The organism is Streptomyces sp. NPDC031340 (genome assembly GCF_055569945.1).
The window spans coordinates 15957-30162 of the sequence record NZ_JBVIIE010000065.1 but is presented as its reverse complement, the minus strand read 5'-3'; the positions used below and the strand labels follow the sequence as shown (position 1 = coordinate 30162).

At 69.6% G+C, this 14206-nt stretch carries 9 protein-coding genes and 2 pseudogenes; 4 read left to right on the top strand and 7 right to left on the bottom strand.

From position 1 onward, the window contains the following. Positions 1–224: 224 nt before the first annotated feature. A complete protein-coding gene (locus ACZ5GT_RS34735) occupies positions 225–965 on the bottom strand; it encodes a GntR family transcriptional regulator (RefSeq protein WP_469034411.1) in 741 nt (246 codons plus the stop codon). Positions 966–1480: 515 nt separating this feature from the next. On the opposite strand from ACZ5GT_RS34735, the gene ACZ5GT_RS34730 reads away from it, so the two are divergent. The 3 genes and pseudogenes from ACZ5GT_RS34730 (at position 1481) to ACZ5GT_RS34720 (ending at position 6281) form a co-directional block, all read left to right on the top strand. Continuing rightward, positions 1481–2011 (top strand): nuclear transport factor 2 family protein, encoded by a 531-nt coding sequence (locus ACZ5GT_RS34730; RefSeq protein ID WP_469034409.1) that lies wholly within the window; start codon positions 1481–1483, stop codon positions 2009–2011. 341 nt (positions 2012–2352) lie between these two features. Then, positions 2353–4772 (top strand): annotated as a pseudogene (locus ACZ5GT_RS34725) (SpoIIE family protein phosphatase). A gap of 393 nt (positions 4773–5165) precedes the next feature. After that, a complete protein-coding gene (locus ACZ5GT_RS34720; RefSeq protein WP_469034407.1) occupies positions 5166–6281 on the top strand; it encodes an LLM class flavin-dependent oxidoreductase in 1116 nt (371 codons plus the stop codon). A gap of 124 nt (positions 6282–6405) precedes the next feature. Here the strand turns inward: ACZ5GT_RS34720 and ACZ5GT_RS34715 are convergent, their stop codons facing one another. Then, positions 6406–6831, bottom strand: a complete 426-nt coding sequence (locus ACZ5GT_RS34715; protein ID WP_469034405.1) for a hemerythrin domain-containing protein — start codon at positions 6829–6831, stop codon at positions 6406–6408. A 229-nt stretch (positions 6832–7060) separates the two neighbouring features. Between ACZ5GT_RS34715 and ACZ5GT_RS34710 the strand changes: the two are divergent. Next, positions 7061–7292 (top strand): annotated as a pseudogene (locus tag ACZ5GT_RS34710) (cytochrome bc1 complex cytochrome b subunit); the annotation flags it as partial. Positions 7293–7919: 627 nt separating this feature from the next. Here ACZ5GT_RS34710 and ACZ5GT_RS34705 read toward each other — a convergent pair. Genes ACZ5GT_RS34705 through ACZ5GT_RS34685 form a run of 5 tightly spaced genes read right to left on the bottom strand, consistent with a single transcriptional unit; the run spans position 7920 to position 13554 of the window. Then, positions 7920–8360, bottom strand: a complete 441-nt coding sequence (locus ACZ5GT_RS34705; protein ID WP_469034403.1) for a hypothetical protein — start codon at positions 8358–8360, stop codon at positions 7920–7922. A gap of 44 nt (positions 8361–8404) precedes the next feature. Next, positions 8405–9481 carry a hypothetical protein gene (locus tag ACZ5GT_RS34700; protein ID WP_381087620.1) on the bottom strand — a complete coding sequence of 359 codons (1077 nt, stop codon included), beginning with the start codon at positions 9479–9481 and terminating at the stop codon, positions 8405–8407. Beyond that, complete coding sequence (locus ACZ5GT_RS34695; protein WP_469034400.1) at positions 9478–11493, bottom strand: hypothetical protein; 2016 nt, start codon at positions 11491–11493, stop codon at positions 9478–9480. The genes ACZ5GT_RS34700 and ACZ5GT_RS34695 overlap by 4 nt, the downstream gene beginning before the upstream one ends. Beyond that, the gene (locus tag ACZ5GT_RS34690; RefSeq protein ID WP_469034397.1) at positions 11490–12248 is read right to left on the bottom strand and encodes a toll/interleukin-1 receptor domain-containing protein; all 759 of its coding nucleotides are present in this window, start codon (positions 12246–12248) and stop codon (positions 11490–11492) included. The genes ACZ5GT_RS34695 and ACZ5GT_RS34690 overlap by 4 nt, the downstream gene beginning before the upstream one ends. 13 nt (positions 12249–12261) lie before the next feature. Further along, positions 12262–13554 carry a helix-turn-helix domain-containing protein gene (locus ACZ5GT_RS34685; RefSeq protein ID WP_469034394.1) on the bottom strand — a complete coding sequence of 431 codons (1293 nt, stop codon included), beginning with the start codon at positions 13552–13554 and terminating at the stop codon, positions 12262–12264. Between the last annotated feature and the right edge of the window lie 652 nt (positions 13555–14206).

Sequence of the window (14206 nt, the reverse complement as noted above, 5' to 3'; positions counted from 1 at the left end):
TCGCCCTGTGCGTCGTACACGAACCCGCCGCCGTCGGCGCCGGCACGGGCCAGGGGTGTGCGCTGCTCGTGCGCAATCCCGGCGGGGAGGGTGGGCCACCCGGCCCATCGCCCGGTGCACCTGCTGCCTGCGGTCCAGCCGTCGGCGCGCGTTCCGGGCGGCAAGCTGCCAGTGGACGGCGGAGTCCTCGCCAAGCGGATCTGCAGAGCGGGAACCGGTGCGGGTCAGCTCGTGGAGCGGCGCTTGCGCGCCGTCTTGCGGCCGTCCGCGGTGTCCTGTTCGATCTGGTCCTCCACGGCACGCAGTGCCCGCACGGTGGCCCCCGCGATCAGGGCGGAGGCGAGCTCACCGTCCCGTTCCTCGCAGGCCTGGATCAGCCGTTCCTGGTCGTCGATGCTGTAGGCCAGCCGCCCCGGGCGGGTCAGGCTCAGGTGCCGCAGCATGAGGGTGCGCAGGGCGAGCGAGTCGAGTATCTGCTTCAGGGTGGCGTTCCCGACGATCTCTGTCATCCGCTCCTGGAGCAGCACGTGGCTCCAGAAGTACGCGTCCACGTCCCCGGCGTCCGCGAGTTCACGCATCGCCTCCACCCGGGTGCGCAGTTCGGACAGCTGGTCGTCGGTGGCTCGTTCGACCAGTAGTCCCGCGAGCATGGACAGCAGTTGCCTGCGTACCTGGTAGATGTCCCGGATGTCGGCGAGGGAGGGGGCGGCGACCCGGGGGCGGCGGCGCGCCTTCATCTCGACCAGGCCCTCCTGCTCGAGGAGCATCAGGGCTTCCCGCACCGGCGTGCGGCTGGTGTCGAATCTGCGGGAGAGGTCGACGCTGTTGAGGTCCTGGCCGGGCCCCAGCCGGCCCTCGATGATGCCGGACCCCACCCACTCCGCGATCTGCGCGACCAGTGGCTCCCGGCGGTCCCGAAGCCGCAGCAGCCGATCCAGCACCAGGTGCGTGTCCTGATCCGACATGTGCCGCGCCCCCTGTTTCCGTACCGCCTCAGTCCCACCTCTTGTCGACACTATCGTATGTCATGCGGCTTCTCCGCCGTGCTGGAATACCGGCTGTCGACACCCGTCGTGCGGGCGATGGCTCCGGTCCCGGGATGCGGTCACATCCGGGGACCGGTTCATGTCCGTGTGGGCGACACTCTGAAAAACCCACCGAAGCCGGAAGGCGGCCCCCGGCCTCAGCATGACTCGGCTCACGGCCGCGTCATCGAGGGCACCTGGAGCCGGGCGCGCTCGGACGTCCCGGCAACGGTCCCGCTCGGCTGCGTCTGTCATCGATCAGCGGATCCGCGTTGATCAGACGTCCCCTCGTCGGTGTTGGTGGTGCGACCCGCCGCGAGGCGCGCGGACCGCGCTGGTGCCGCGAACGGCCAGTGAGGCGGGGACGACAAGAAGTGTCGACAGAAATGCTTCATGTCGATTAGAATTCAAATCAGAAAGGTGACACTGTCGACAATAATCTCCCCGGAGTGCTGATGATCTCTCTTCCCCCGCAGGGCTGGGCCCATCGCCAGGGCCGGCTCGCGATGCGTGGGCTGCAGCGAGCCGACTTCGGCCCGAAGGCACTCGCGGCGCGGGCCCGCATCGCGGACGCGTTCCACCGTTTCGGCATCGCGTACGACGAGGCGCAGATCGACGTGATCGCCAGCTGTTTCACCGAAGATGTGGTCTTCGAGGTGGCCGAGGGGCGGGCCGAGCCGTTCACCCGGTTCGACGGGCGCGTCGAGGTAGGAGACCGGCTGGCCCGGATCATCGCCGAGCAGGGCGACCAGCGACGGCATCTGATGACCAACATCATCGTTGACGAGCTCGACCTGGCGACGGGGACCGCCGCGGCCATCGCCTACGGCGCGGTGACCGTGGCCGCCGACGGTCTCCGCCTGGGCGCCAGCGTCGTCTACGATGCCCGGCTGCGGCGCGAGCAGGACGGGTGCTGGCGTTTCTCGGCGTTCTTCATCGGTATGGATGCGTACGAAGGCGTCAAGCCGGCCTCGGGCGTGGAGTGACCCGTGCGCCTCACCCTCCTACTTCGCGCCGGGGCCGTCGAAGAGGGTGAGCTCGGTGGCGCCCGCACCGGTGAGCACGGTGACGGATTCGGAGGACCTCGTCGGTACCGCACTGGACCATCAGCGACGGCACGATGACGTCGAGACCGCGGGACGATGTGGTTCCGGACGCGGCCGGCCGGAGATCCCGAGGCATGGGGCCCCGCCGGTGAGAAACCAAGCGGTGCGCACGTAAGACCTCCCTGGTGTCCGGGCCTCAAGCCTGGAAGCCGCTCCATCGGGCGATATCTCGCCCACGCTTTCAGAATGAAGAGAGCGGGAACGATCTCATCGGGGACGACATGTGTAGCGATGCAGCCGTACCGAACTCTCGTGGCGACCGCCCGGATGATCCAGTCGAGGCGGTGTACACGGCTACCGCCACTGCCGATGAGCGGGGTGTCGTCACGGAGTGGGGTGAGGGGGCCCGGCAGGTGCTCGGCTACCTGCCCGAGGAGATCGTGGGGCGGCCCGCCGCCGACCTTTTTGTGCAGGATGCCGGCCAGGCGGCTTGGCCGGCCTTGACAGGCCGGGGTCGGTGGACCGGAAGTGCGGCGTTGCGGCACCGGGACGGCCACCGGGTGGAGGCGCGTCTGTTCGTGCACCGCGGAGTGGCGCACGGCGGGGCGGGCGAGTGGTTCCTGGTGTTCGCCGTTGCACCGGGGCGGCGACCGCCTGAGAAGGACGCTCTGGTGCGGTGGGGCTTCGCTCAGTCCCCGTGCCTCCTGGCGATCTACGACACGGATCTTCGGTCCGTGCAGGCGAACGCGGACATGGAGCGTGCGCTCGCCATGCCGGACGACAGGATGCGCGGATTGCGCCTGTCGGAGATCCTGGCGCATCCGGACGCCGAGAGGAACGAATGGGCGATGCGCCAGGTACTGGAGACCGGCGAGCGGCAATTCCTGGAGAACTATCTGCGCCTGCCGGGCGAGAGCCGCCAGCACGCCTGGTCGATCAGCCTCGCTCCGCTGAGAGATCCGACCGGCTCGTTGCGCGGCGTGTGCCTCGCGGCGCGCGACATCACTGAGCAGTACTGGGCCCGGCAGCGGTTGCTGCTGGTCAGCGAGGCCAGCACCCGCATCGGCAGCACCCTGGACATCGCGCGTACCGCGCAGGAACTAGTGGACGTGGCAGTCCCTCAGCTCGCGGATTTCAGCAGCGTCGACCTGCTCACCTTCCTCGACCGCGGTGATGAGCCTCCCTCCGGCCCGCTGACCGGGCAGGTCACCATGCGCCGCGCCGCCCAGCAGTCCGTGCTCGAGGGCATACCCGAGTCGCTGGTCGCCGTCGGGAGCGTTGCCACCTATCCCGAGTTCTCTCCGCCCGCCGAATGCCTGGCCGCGGACCGGCCGGCGATCTACGAGATGACCGACTCCGCCATCGCCAAGTGGGCGGCCTTCGACCCTCCCCGGGCGGCGAAGATGCGATCCATAGGGGCCCACTCGGCAATGGTGGTGCCGCTGCGCGCCCGTGGCGTCACCCTCGGTGTTGCACTCTTCTCCCGGCACCGGCGCCCGGAGCCCTTCGATCAGGACGACCTGTTGCTGGCCGAGGAGATCACGGCACGAGCCGCCGTCTGTATCGACAACGCCCGACGCTACACCCGCGAGCGCACCACCGCCACGACACTGCAACGCAGCCTGCTGCCGCAGACGTTCCCCGACCAGGCGGCAGTCGAGTTCGTCTTCCGCTACCTGCCCGCCGGTGCCGAGGCCGGTGTGGGTGGGGACTGGTTCGACGTGATCCCGCTGTCCGGCGCACGCGTCGCCCTCGTCGTCGGCGATGTCGTCGGCCACGGCATCCAGGCCTCCGCCACCATGGGTCGGCTGCGTACCGCGCGGTACACACCCTGGCCGACATCGACCTCCCGCCCGACGAGCTGCTCACCCATCTCGACGACCTCGTCATCCGCCTGTCCGCCGAAACAGTCACCGAAACCGCCGGGGACATCGGCGCCACCTGCCTGTACGCGGTCTACGACCCGGTCTCCCGCCGTTGTACGTTTGCCCGCGCCGGCCACCCCCCGCCCGCCGTGATCACGCCGGACGGCGCAGCCGACATCCTCGACCTCCCCGCCGGTCCGCCGCTCGGCCTGGGCGGCCTGCCCTTCGAATCGGCTGAGGTCGAACTGCCCGAAGGCAGCCTCCTCGCCTTCTACACCGACGGCCTGATCGAGACCCGCCGCTGCGACGTCGATGAAGGACTTTCCACGCTGTGCCACGCTCTCCGGCAGCCTGCCCCATCCCTGGACGCCATCTGCGACACTGTACTCAAAGCGCTGCTCCCCGCCCGCCCCGACGACGACATCGCGCTTCTCCTCGCCCGCACCCGCGCCCTGGGAGCCGGTCATGTCGCCACCTGGGACCTCCCCTCTGATCCCTCGTGCGTCGCCCTGACCCGGCGTAACGCCTCCGCCCAGCTGACCGCCTGGGGGCTCGAGGAGGGCGCGTTCACCACCGAACTGGTCGTCAGCGAACTGGTCACGAACGCCATCCGCTATGGCGAGCCCCCCATCCAACTGCGGCTGATTCACGACCGCAGCCTGATTTGCGAAGTCTCCGACGGCAGCAGCACGGCACCGCACCTACGTCGGGCCCGCGTTCTCGACGAGGGTGGCCGCGGCCTGCTCCTGGTCGCCCAGTTGACCCAACGCTGGGGCACCCGACACACCCCTCACGGAAAGACCATCTGGGCCGAACAGAAGCTTTCCGCCGACTGATCCCGGGCCCCGTTCATGCGGCCGCGGCCCGGTCCGGTCCAGGATGCTCGCTGGTGTGCAGTCGTCGAGGAGCTACGGAGAGCCGTCCAGTACCGACGATGTTGTTCAGGCAGGAGAGCGACAGTCGGTGTCCTCGGTCGATTCTCTGGTCGCGCGACTGGTGTCGACAGTTTCTCGACTGAAGGTCGTCCATCAAGGCAACGGGCCGCCCGCCGAAGAAGCTCACCTGCTCGACGGCTGACACCTCAGTGCTCCTTGGTTAGATGAGAGGTGGCGTCGTAAGCCCGGCCACGCGATGCGGCAGTCTCACTCAATCGTTTCTCTTGACACCTCAATGTGTCGACACTAGCGTCCACTTTTGGCCGGTGACAGCGTGTCGGCACCCTCTCGCCGGTGAATGATGCTGGTGGCGTCTTCGTACCCGAGGAAGAATCAATGGCAAATGATCAACCGTCGGCCTTCAGGCACTCCGTCGTACTGGCGGTCGACCCGTTCGACGTCCTCACCCGTGTGGCCCAGGACCTGGAGCGGCGCGGCGCCTACCGGGTCTGGACCACCGAGCTTCCCGGCCGCGACGCCGTTCTGCGGGCCGTGCACATCGGCGCCGCGACGAGCACGGTGCGCCTCGGCACCGGCATCGCATACGCACCGACCCGCCACCCGGTGCTCGCTGCCTCTTCGGCCCACGAGGCGAACCTGGCGACAGGGGGGCGGTTCACCCTCGGCATCGGCACCGGGGCGACGCCCATCCGGCAGGCGATCGGGGCTGAGTTCGATCACCCCGGCGTGCGGCTCGCCGAGTACGTAGCGCTGGTCAAGGCCGCGCTGACGGCCCGCGACGGCCTCGAATTCGCCGGTCGCTTCTACAACGTCTCGCTTCCCGAGCTGCGTCTGGGAACGATCGGCGAGCCGCCGAAGGTGATCGCCTCGGGACTCAATCCCGCCGCCCTCAAAGCAGTCGCGCGGACCGCCGACGGCATCGCCCTGCACCCGCTCGCCCTGCTGCAGCCCTACCTGGACGATGTGGTGCTGCCCGCCGTGGCCGCCGGACAGGGCTCCAACACCCCGGAACTGTACGCCTGGTGCGTCACATCGGTCGACCATGACCGCGCCGCCGCCCGGGAGCGTGCCCGGGCCCGGCTGGCGCTCTACCTCGCGAACCCGGGTTTCGCCCGACTGCTCGTCGGTCACCGCTGGGAATCGGCGGGCGAGCGCATCCGGGCCGCCGCTGCGGCCGGCCACCATTCGGACTGGAGTGAGGTATCAGGACTCGTCCCGGACGGCCTGCTTGACGAGCTGGCGCTCTCGGGCTCGCCCGACGAGGTGCGCGACCAGTTGACCGCCATGGAATCGAGGCTGGCCGGCCGAGGCGTCACCGAAATTGCCCTGCAGGTCCCGGGTATGGCCGCCTCGCCCGCAGAACTCGACGATCAGCTGCGTGGGATCGGAGACATCCTCACGAAGCCCGCCTCGGCTGTACCCGTCGACGGGGCACGCTCAGGAGGCTGACCGGTGTGCCGAAGGCGATGCAGGCCATCACCTCGCCGTCGGCAACAACCAAGACGGCCACTGACACGAAAATGACGTGTGGGTGAGTCGGCCGGTCACGCCGTGATGGGTTCGAAGCGGATGGTCAGGCCCCCGCGTCGCGCAGGACGGCAACGGGGCTCATGGCCTGCAGACGGGGGAACAACCGCTGCTCCAGCCCTACCACGTGCTCGGTGACGCCCGAGACGAGGCACAGCAGGAGATGGACATGCCGTTCGCTGCTTGACGGCACGCCCTCGAGGGACTTCAGCGTCCGCTGGATGTCTTCGTCAGCGGCAAGCAGCTCGCTCACCCCCTCGCCCCCGTCCACGACGTAACGGTCCACGAGCGGGTACAGGCGCTCCTTCTCCGCCACCAGATGGCTCACCAGGCGGGTACTGGCCTGTTCCACCAGTGACGTGCGCTCGTCGCTTCCGGGTGGAGCGGACCGCACCCGGTCGAGAAGGCTCTGGATCCCGCGGTGGTCCGCCGCGAGCTGCCCGAGGATGTCGATGCCGCTGTCACTCCCCACTCGAGCTCCCTGAAGGTGAGGCGCCGGCGGTCACCGGCAGCTGCCGGCCCTGGATGCCCGCCACACCGTCTTTTCATTCCGTAGGGGGCGCGACTGGTTGAGGAATGCGGCCTTCGGGTATCCGGGCGCCGTCGCGCGAGCCGTCGGGCCGTGCGGCGTGCACGAAGGGCCGGGCGGAAGAGGAGTGGTGCGGGCGTGCTACTACGGCGGCGCAGGGAGAAGATGAGGGGAAGGGCAGGCACGGCAGGCGGCCTTCCGGACGTACGTCGCGACCGACCGGCGGTCGCCGGCGTCGGAACTGGCCGGCCGGCTGCTGCGCAAAGCCTTCCCCGATCACTGGTCGTTCCTGCTGGGGGGATCGCGCTCTACAGTCGCCTCGTCCTTGTGCTGACGGGAACCTACCTGACGCTCTACTTCGATCCCAGCCTCGCCAAGGCGCCTACACCGGCTCCTACGAGCCCTTGCAGGGCACCACCGGGCGGCGCTTCATCTTCGTGGCGGCCATCGGCGTCCACATGCTGAGGATCTTCTTCACCGGTGCCGACGATGAGGCATCAACGGTGCCTGGTTCTCAGCAGCATGACCACGACGGCCACGGCCAGAATCCCAAACATGACGGCGAACCAGGGGAAGAGTTCTTCCGCTCCTGCCGCCACACGAAGATTGCTTCCGAAGTTCATCGGGATCGCCTTTTTACGATGGGTCCCCGGGTACCCCTGGACGGGTCCCCACCACCGCACGGACGGCATTTCCCGTCGTTCCTTTCCGGAAGTTTCGGCACACCTTCGGCGGTTCGACGTTCCGATCAGCATGAGTCCCGCCGGTCCGAGACGGTCGTCGGCGAGTCCGACGGGCGGCGCTGTACAGTGATGAACGCCCTTGACCTGCAGCAAGCAGGCAGGGAGCCGTCTTCCAGGAGTTCAACATGCTGCGCACCATGTTCAAGTCCAAGATCTAGCGTTTGGGTGTTTCCGCAGTTCAGAGCCCTGATTGCCGCCTCCAGGTCAGCAAAAGGTCAGCATCAGGCCGGACGGTGTCCGGCTTGCTGACCTGCACCGCGGCAGGGGGCCTGCTGCCCTGCCCTGCGACTATTCCCGGCGCGGGGACGGATTCGGCGGGAAGGCCAGGCCGGTGACGTTGCCGGCCTGGACGATCGGGCCGTGCTGGGTGCCGCCGGAGACGGTGTTGTGCACCGTTGCTGGGCGGTCCGCTGCGGCCGCCAGTCGGCGCAGCGACGCCCCGAGAGCACTCAGTTCCTTGCCGGTGAGCGCCCCGGCTTCCACCAGCCCGCAGAGACGAGTCTGCCACTCGGCCGCGATGCCGGACGCGGCGCGCCCGTCCGCCGCGGTGCCCGTGAGGAGCAGCCGCGCACGCGCGTCGTCCAGGCCGGTGATCGCGACGGTGTCCGCGCCCGCACGTGCCAGGAACCGGCTCATCAGTGCGCGGGCGTGAGTCCAGGAATCGGTGACCATGAGGGAGACCAGGGTGGTGGCCCCCGATGCCGCCATCGCGGCCAGTTCTGCGTCCATCGCGTCCTCCTGGATGCGCAGGGATGAAATCTTCAGGTCGACGGTCAGACCGTGTCGGTCGACGGCCCGGGGTCGGACGCCGGTTCCGCTCCGGTCTCGGGAGCGAGAGGTCTCGGCGGATCGAATCGGCGTAGGAGGTCCTCCGCTGTCTCGTGGCGGTTGTGCTGCTCGACGAGCTGCGAGAACTGTCGGGCCAGCATCGCCCGCCGGTCGTCGTCCTCCGTGAAGCCCATAGCTTCGAAGAACCCCGACAGGTGGTCTGCAGCCGAGGGCTCACGGGCTGGGAGATCGGCAGACTCCGTGCCGATGTCCGGCGTCCAGGGTCCTCCTGGCCGGTTCGGCAGCATCTCGAGCAGGCGCTCGGGGATGTCGGCGTCGTTGGCAGCGGAGGTCAGCTGCGCCAGCAAGGGGAGGTCGGCCACGGTCTTGGCCACGTGCTCGTCGTTCCTGGTGAGCCACCACACGACGGCGCTGCCGGTGTCCTTGAGGGCGTCCTCGCCCAGATACCGGCGCTTGCTCTGCTCGTACTTGCGCTGGTGCTCCCAGACCGCCTCGTCCTTGCGCACGCCGGCGAGCCGATCCAGACGCTCCTGGTCCTCGTCGGGCAACGTGAGGTTGATGTCCTCCGCCATCGCCCGGAGGTGGCCCGTGGAATCCGGGCACATGCGGCTGAGGGCGCCACCGAGTTCGTGCTGAAGGAGCGAGGCGTGGCCGGGTTCCCGCTTCTCGGTAATCGCGCGGGCCCGGCTGAGGACCGCGTCGACGGCGAGGCCGGCCGGGTTGACGACCGTGGCGCGCCCCGGACCGTCGGCGAAGCACCACCGTACGGTCGCTGAGAAGACGAAGTGGTAGTCGTCCCAGAGGCTCGGGAGCGCGACTCGGTTGACGCGGTACTCGGTTCGCTCCACCGGGGCAGCCGTGAGCTGCTCCTCGAAGCTGACCGGCACCGGGCCGCGGCGCTGCGAGGCCACCCGGAAGGTCACCGCGGGCAGCACGAGAAGAAGCGCGGCCAGCGCCGGCCAGGTCCAGCCGGGCCACCGCTGCACCAGGCCGACGATGGTCAGCAGCAGGCCGCACATAACAGTGAGGAACACGGTCGTCGTCTTGCGTGCGGTCGTCATGATCGCCCCCTTCTGGCCGATGCAGACGGGGCGGCAGGACCGAGGTTCTGTGCCACGCCGATTTTGTGGAGCAACAGATCGGTCGTCTCGGTGGAGTGGGCGCCGGCGCCCGGAGAAGTGAACTCCGCCTGGCGTGCGGACGCGTACAACGCGGCGAACGCCGCGCCCCGGTCCTCCCCGCATCGGTCGGCGGCAGCGACCAGCAGGTCGAGGAGGACCTCCCCCCGGTCACCGGCGCCCTCGGCCGCCCAGTGCAGCCAGCTCTGTATCTCTGCCCGTGGTGCCACGCGTCGGCCTTCCGGCCGCGACACCGCGTGGGTCAGCACGGCACGCCAGCACGTGATCAGCGAGCGTCGTACCCCGTCCTCGTCGACCAGGGCGCGAGTGGTGACGGAGCGGTCCGTGAGCGGCTCCGGATCGCTGACGCGCAGAAAGATGGCCGGGTCGGTCGGTGCGAGGTCGCCGCGTGCCAGCCGGTCGAGCAGCCTTCGGCGTAGCCGTCGGCTGCCGGCCACCAGGTGGCACAGGGCCTGCAGCGCATGGGCCGTGCCGCGCTCACGCCGGGCGAGATGGTGCAGCCGGATCAGGGCGTGATCCGGATGGCCCAGCGCGAGGACGTCGGCGCAGACCTGGACCAGCACCTGGGCGAACTCACCGGTCAGCCGGCGGTACGCGCACCACTGGTAGATCCGCTCGCGGAAGTCCCTGCCATGGGCGGGGTCCGCGAGACCGCAGGTGAGCGCCTGGACCGCGGCCTCCGACCGGGCTCTGCCCGCTCCCTGTGCGCTCCACCGTTCGGCGAGCGCGGCGAGCGCGTCGGGCCGCCCGGTTCGCAGATACTCACCCGCCAGCCGGGCCACCAGGCCGTCGCGGACGTCCGGCACGAGATACGGGTCGCTCGACTCGACGACCCGCGCGGCCCACGCGCCGAGGTGCGGCCGCAGGTCGGGCATGTGGTCCCAGAAGTGGGCGCGGACGGCGGAGTCGTAGTCCAACTCGGTGAACCGCACGCGACCGTCCGGCCCGGGGCGGGCCGAGATTTCCGACAGCCGCTGGGCGAGGTCCTTGCGCTGGAGGAGCGGAGTCTCCTCCTCGGGGGCCCCGACCGTGCTCAGCAGAAGTGCGGATGCCCGGTGGACGACGTCGGCGTGCGCGCCGTGGAGCATGGACACGGCGACCATCAGGGCGCGTTGGGAGGCATCGTGCAAACCGGCGACGCGGTCGGCGACTTCGGCGCGGCGCCCGGCGCGCGCACGTTTCGCGGCCGCGCACCACTCGGGGAATCCCTCGCCGGGCCCGGCCGTTTCGCGGGCACGGCGTATGCGGTCGGCGAAGTCGGCGATCTCCCGCATGGGTTTGCGTTCGCTCAGGAACTCGTCGACAGTGACGTCGTTCCGGAGAAACTGCTCGCACGGCACGCCGTGGGCGCGCAGGTGTCGTCTGAGAACCTCCATGGGGAAAGCTGGCGGTTCGATCTCGACACGGAAGTGCTGCAGGTCGGGATCGAGAGCCCCTTCGTGCGGCATGACGACGACGAGATGGGCCCGCCGCTCGCGCACCGTCTGGCGCAGGGCGGGAAGGCCGCCCCGGGCCGCATGCCACAGACCGGCCTCCGCGGTGGACAGGTCGAGCAGCAGCCGGTCGCCCGGGTCGACGAAAGCCGGGTCGTACAGCGGCAGCTCGTCCCGCTCGGCGGGCAGGAGTTCGCGGAAGGCACCGCCGGGACGGTGGTGTTCGCGCAACAGTACGCGAGCCGTGGCCGAGCGGCCGCTGCCGGGAGCACCGTCGAGGATGACGGTGCCCCTCTCCTCGAGCGTGTCGCGTGCCCTTCCCATGTTGACCGGAGCGACTAACACCCCCCGGGTCCAGCGCAGTTGGTCATCGGGAAGCTGCCGGAAGACCGGCTTTCGGGGTTCGTGGGCAGCGGAGCCGAGGTTGACGTAGATGTGGCCGTCGCCCGTGTGCGTGACGCCCCGCGTGCTCTCGACCCGGGTGGTGTGTTCTGTGCTCACCGTCGTTCGCCCTGGGGCCGCTCCGGCTCCCCGAACCGCTGGTGGACGTCCCCGTGGTGGTCGCCCTCGGTGTACGTCGTCCCGGTGCCCGAGATGTAGCGGTCGCCCGACACATGGCGTGAGTTGTTGTAGATGCTGCCGCTGCCCGTGTGGACCGTGCCGTGGGAGTTCTTCACGATCGTGCCGCCGACGTCACCGCTGAAGTCGCCCGCTTGGACGGACGTTCCACTCACGTCCCCGATCGAGTTGTGCACGCTGGTCGACGTCGGCGACGGCTCGCCGGGCTCGATCAGGTCCCGCAGCTCGGGCACCAGCTCGGCGACCAGATCGCCGATACGCCGGATGCCGGCCTCGGTGTCGTGGGTGCTGTCGAACGGTACGGACTGCAGATCGGCGAGCCGCGCCAGCTCAGGGGGCATGGCCGCTTTGTTCAGCCGGTCGGTCTTGCGGCCGTCCAGCACGGGAACGACGATGAGCCCGCACTCGAAAGCGGCCTCGATCTCCTTGCGCACCCAGTCGTCGGGATCGTGCAACCGACTGCGGAAGTTCGCCCAGTCCGGTCCTATGACGGCCAGCAGCACGCAGCTGTGGCGTAACGCGGTCAGGAGAACCTCGGGGTAGGCCTCCCCTGGGGTGATGGACCTGGACGCGCGGAAGACGCAGTCCTGGCCGAAGCGACGTGACAGCTCCTGGTCGAGGAGGGCCGCGGTCCGCTCGCCGTCGCCGGTGCGGTAGTTGATGAACACGTGGGGCATGCCAGTGACTCCTTCAGATGGTGGAGGGGCGCGACAACGTGCCGAGTCGCGGTCCCAGCCGGCGTACGGAGGAATGGTTCGCGTGGCGCGCCAGGGCGCGGGCGAGCCGTCTCAGGTCGGTCGTGACCGTGGCGGAACCCACGGCCTCCACTCCGTCGAGCAGGGGCGCCGCCAGGTCGCAGGCGTGGTCGATCTCGCCGGCCGACGCGTAGGCGAGTGCGCGGCGGACGCCGTACCTGACCTGGGTACGAACCGCGTCCTCGCCGACCAGGGCGAGTTGTCGGTCCAGTTCCTCGCTCGCCTCCCGCGGCTGTCCGAGATCGACCAGGCACCAGCCGGTGACCATGCCGACCGGATCGGGAAGGTGCATGGTGCCGATCACCGGCTCGTCGGTCCCTTCGTCCTGGAGAGAAAGAAGCGCACGCGCGCGGTCCAGCGCGTCGAGACAAGCCCGGCGGTCACCCGCCAGGGCGTGGCCCTGGGCTTCGCGCTGTGCAGCGAGCCCGCGTATCCGCGGGGGCAGGGCCCTGCTCTGTGCGCGACGGGCCAGAGCGACTGTCTGCTCGGCGTCGTCCCGGTACAGCGTGATCAGGGCCCGGCGGACCAGCGCGTAACCCGCCAGTGCCCGGTCGCCGCCGGCGGCCGCCAGATCGACCGCGCGCTGCGTCCACCACAGAGCCGCCCGCTCGTCCCCGGTCTCCTGCACCAGCCAGCCGACGTATTCGGCGTACCGGGACCCAAGGGCCAGCAGGTGGCGACGGGTGCCGCTGTCACAGTGGGCGGACAGTTCCCGCAGGGTATGGGTCTGTGCGATCAGAACGGGCAGGAGTAGACCGGGCGCCACCGTCTGGCCGAGTCTGCGGTAGTGGGTGAACAGCGAGCGGGAGGCTTCCACCATGTCCGCGCCCGCGACTGGCGAGGCCGGGCCCGCGCTGTCGGACCGCCACGCCATCAGCGAAGCGGCACCCGCGCCTATGGCATCCCGTCGACTTAAGGGCTGGAAGGTGTTCGGGCCGTCCGGCGACAACTGCATGATCCAGTCCTCCTCGTGGACAAAGCCCGGCGCCGGATCGACGGGCGGGTCGGTGGTCTCTGGTGCGAGCAGGGACAGCAGGGCCCCGCCGGCCCCGAGGGCGGCGTCACACAGGCGGGCGAGATCACGGCTGGGGGCCTTCAGGCCCCGTTCCACCTTGCTCAACTGCGCCTTGCTGTAGTGCACGGAGCCGGACAGGGCGGTGAGGCTGAGCCCTGCTTCCAGACGCCGCTTCCTCAACTCCTCGCCGAACCCGGTGGACGGCTGTGGCACGGAAACCTCCAACCCCTCCCGCCATCGGCCGAGTCGGCGCTGCACGTAGCGTGCGGCAGTCTGGCCGGGGCGGACAAGACGATCGATGCTGTTTCCCGTTTCCTTCTCCGACAGGGGAACGCGACATGCGCGGCAGGGAGGACCGGAGAAACGGATTATCTGGAAGTCGTGCCGAAAAGGGAGGCGATCGTGCGCTCGACCACCCACCGGATGACGTCCAGGCCACTGCCGTGGTCCTCGCCACGCTCGGCGATCACCGGTGTGATGCCGAGAGCCCGCACCAGGCGGCGGTACTTGTCATGGTCGCAGCCGCGGTCTGCGAGCAGGGCATCAGGCCGTCGGCGCGGGCGGCAGACCGGTCCCGCTACCCGCGGGATGCCCTGACCGTCGCCCGCCGGGTGCCCTCTCGTCCACTGCGCCGGCGCCATGGGCCTCCTCGGGACCGTCGTCATTCCCTACGCCGAGACGGAAGCCGCAGCCGACTCCATCGCGGCGGTCCTCCGCGTGACCTGCTGTGCCACGATCACCCGCGCCCGCGAGCGGTGCTGGTCCTAGGTCGGCAGGGCAGCTGGTTGCTACGCCACCTGGGGTTGTACGGGTAGGCCATGATGAGCGTCCGAGGGAGGGGCGGGCGGCGCCCGACCCGTACATA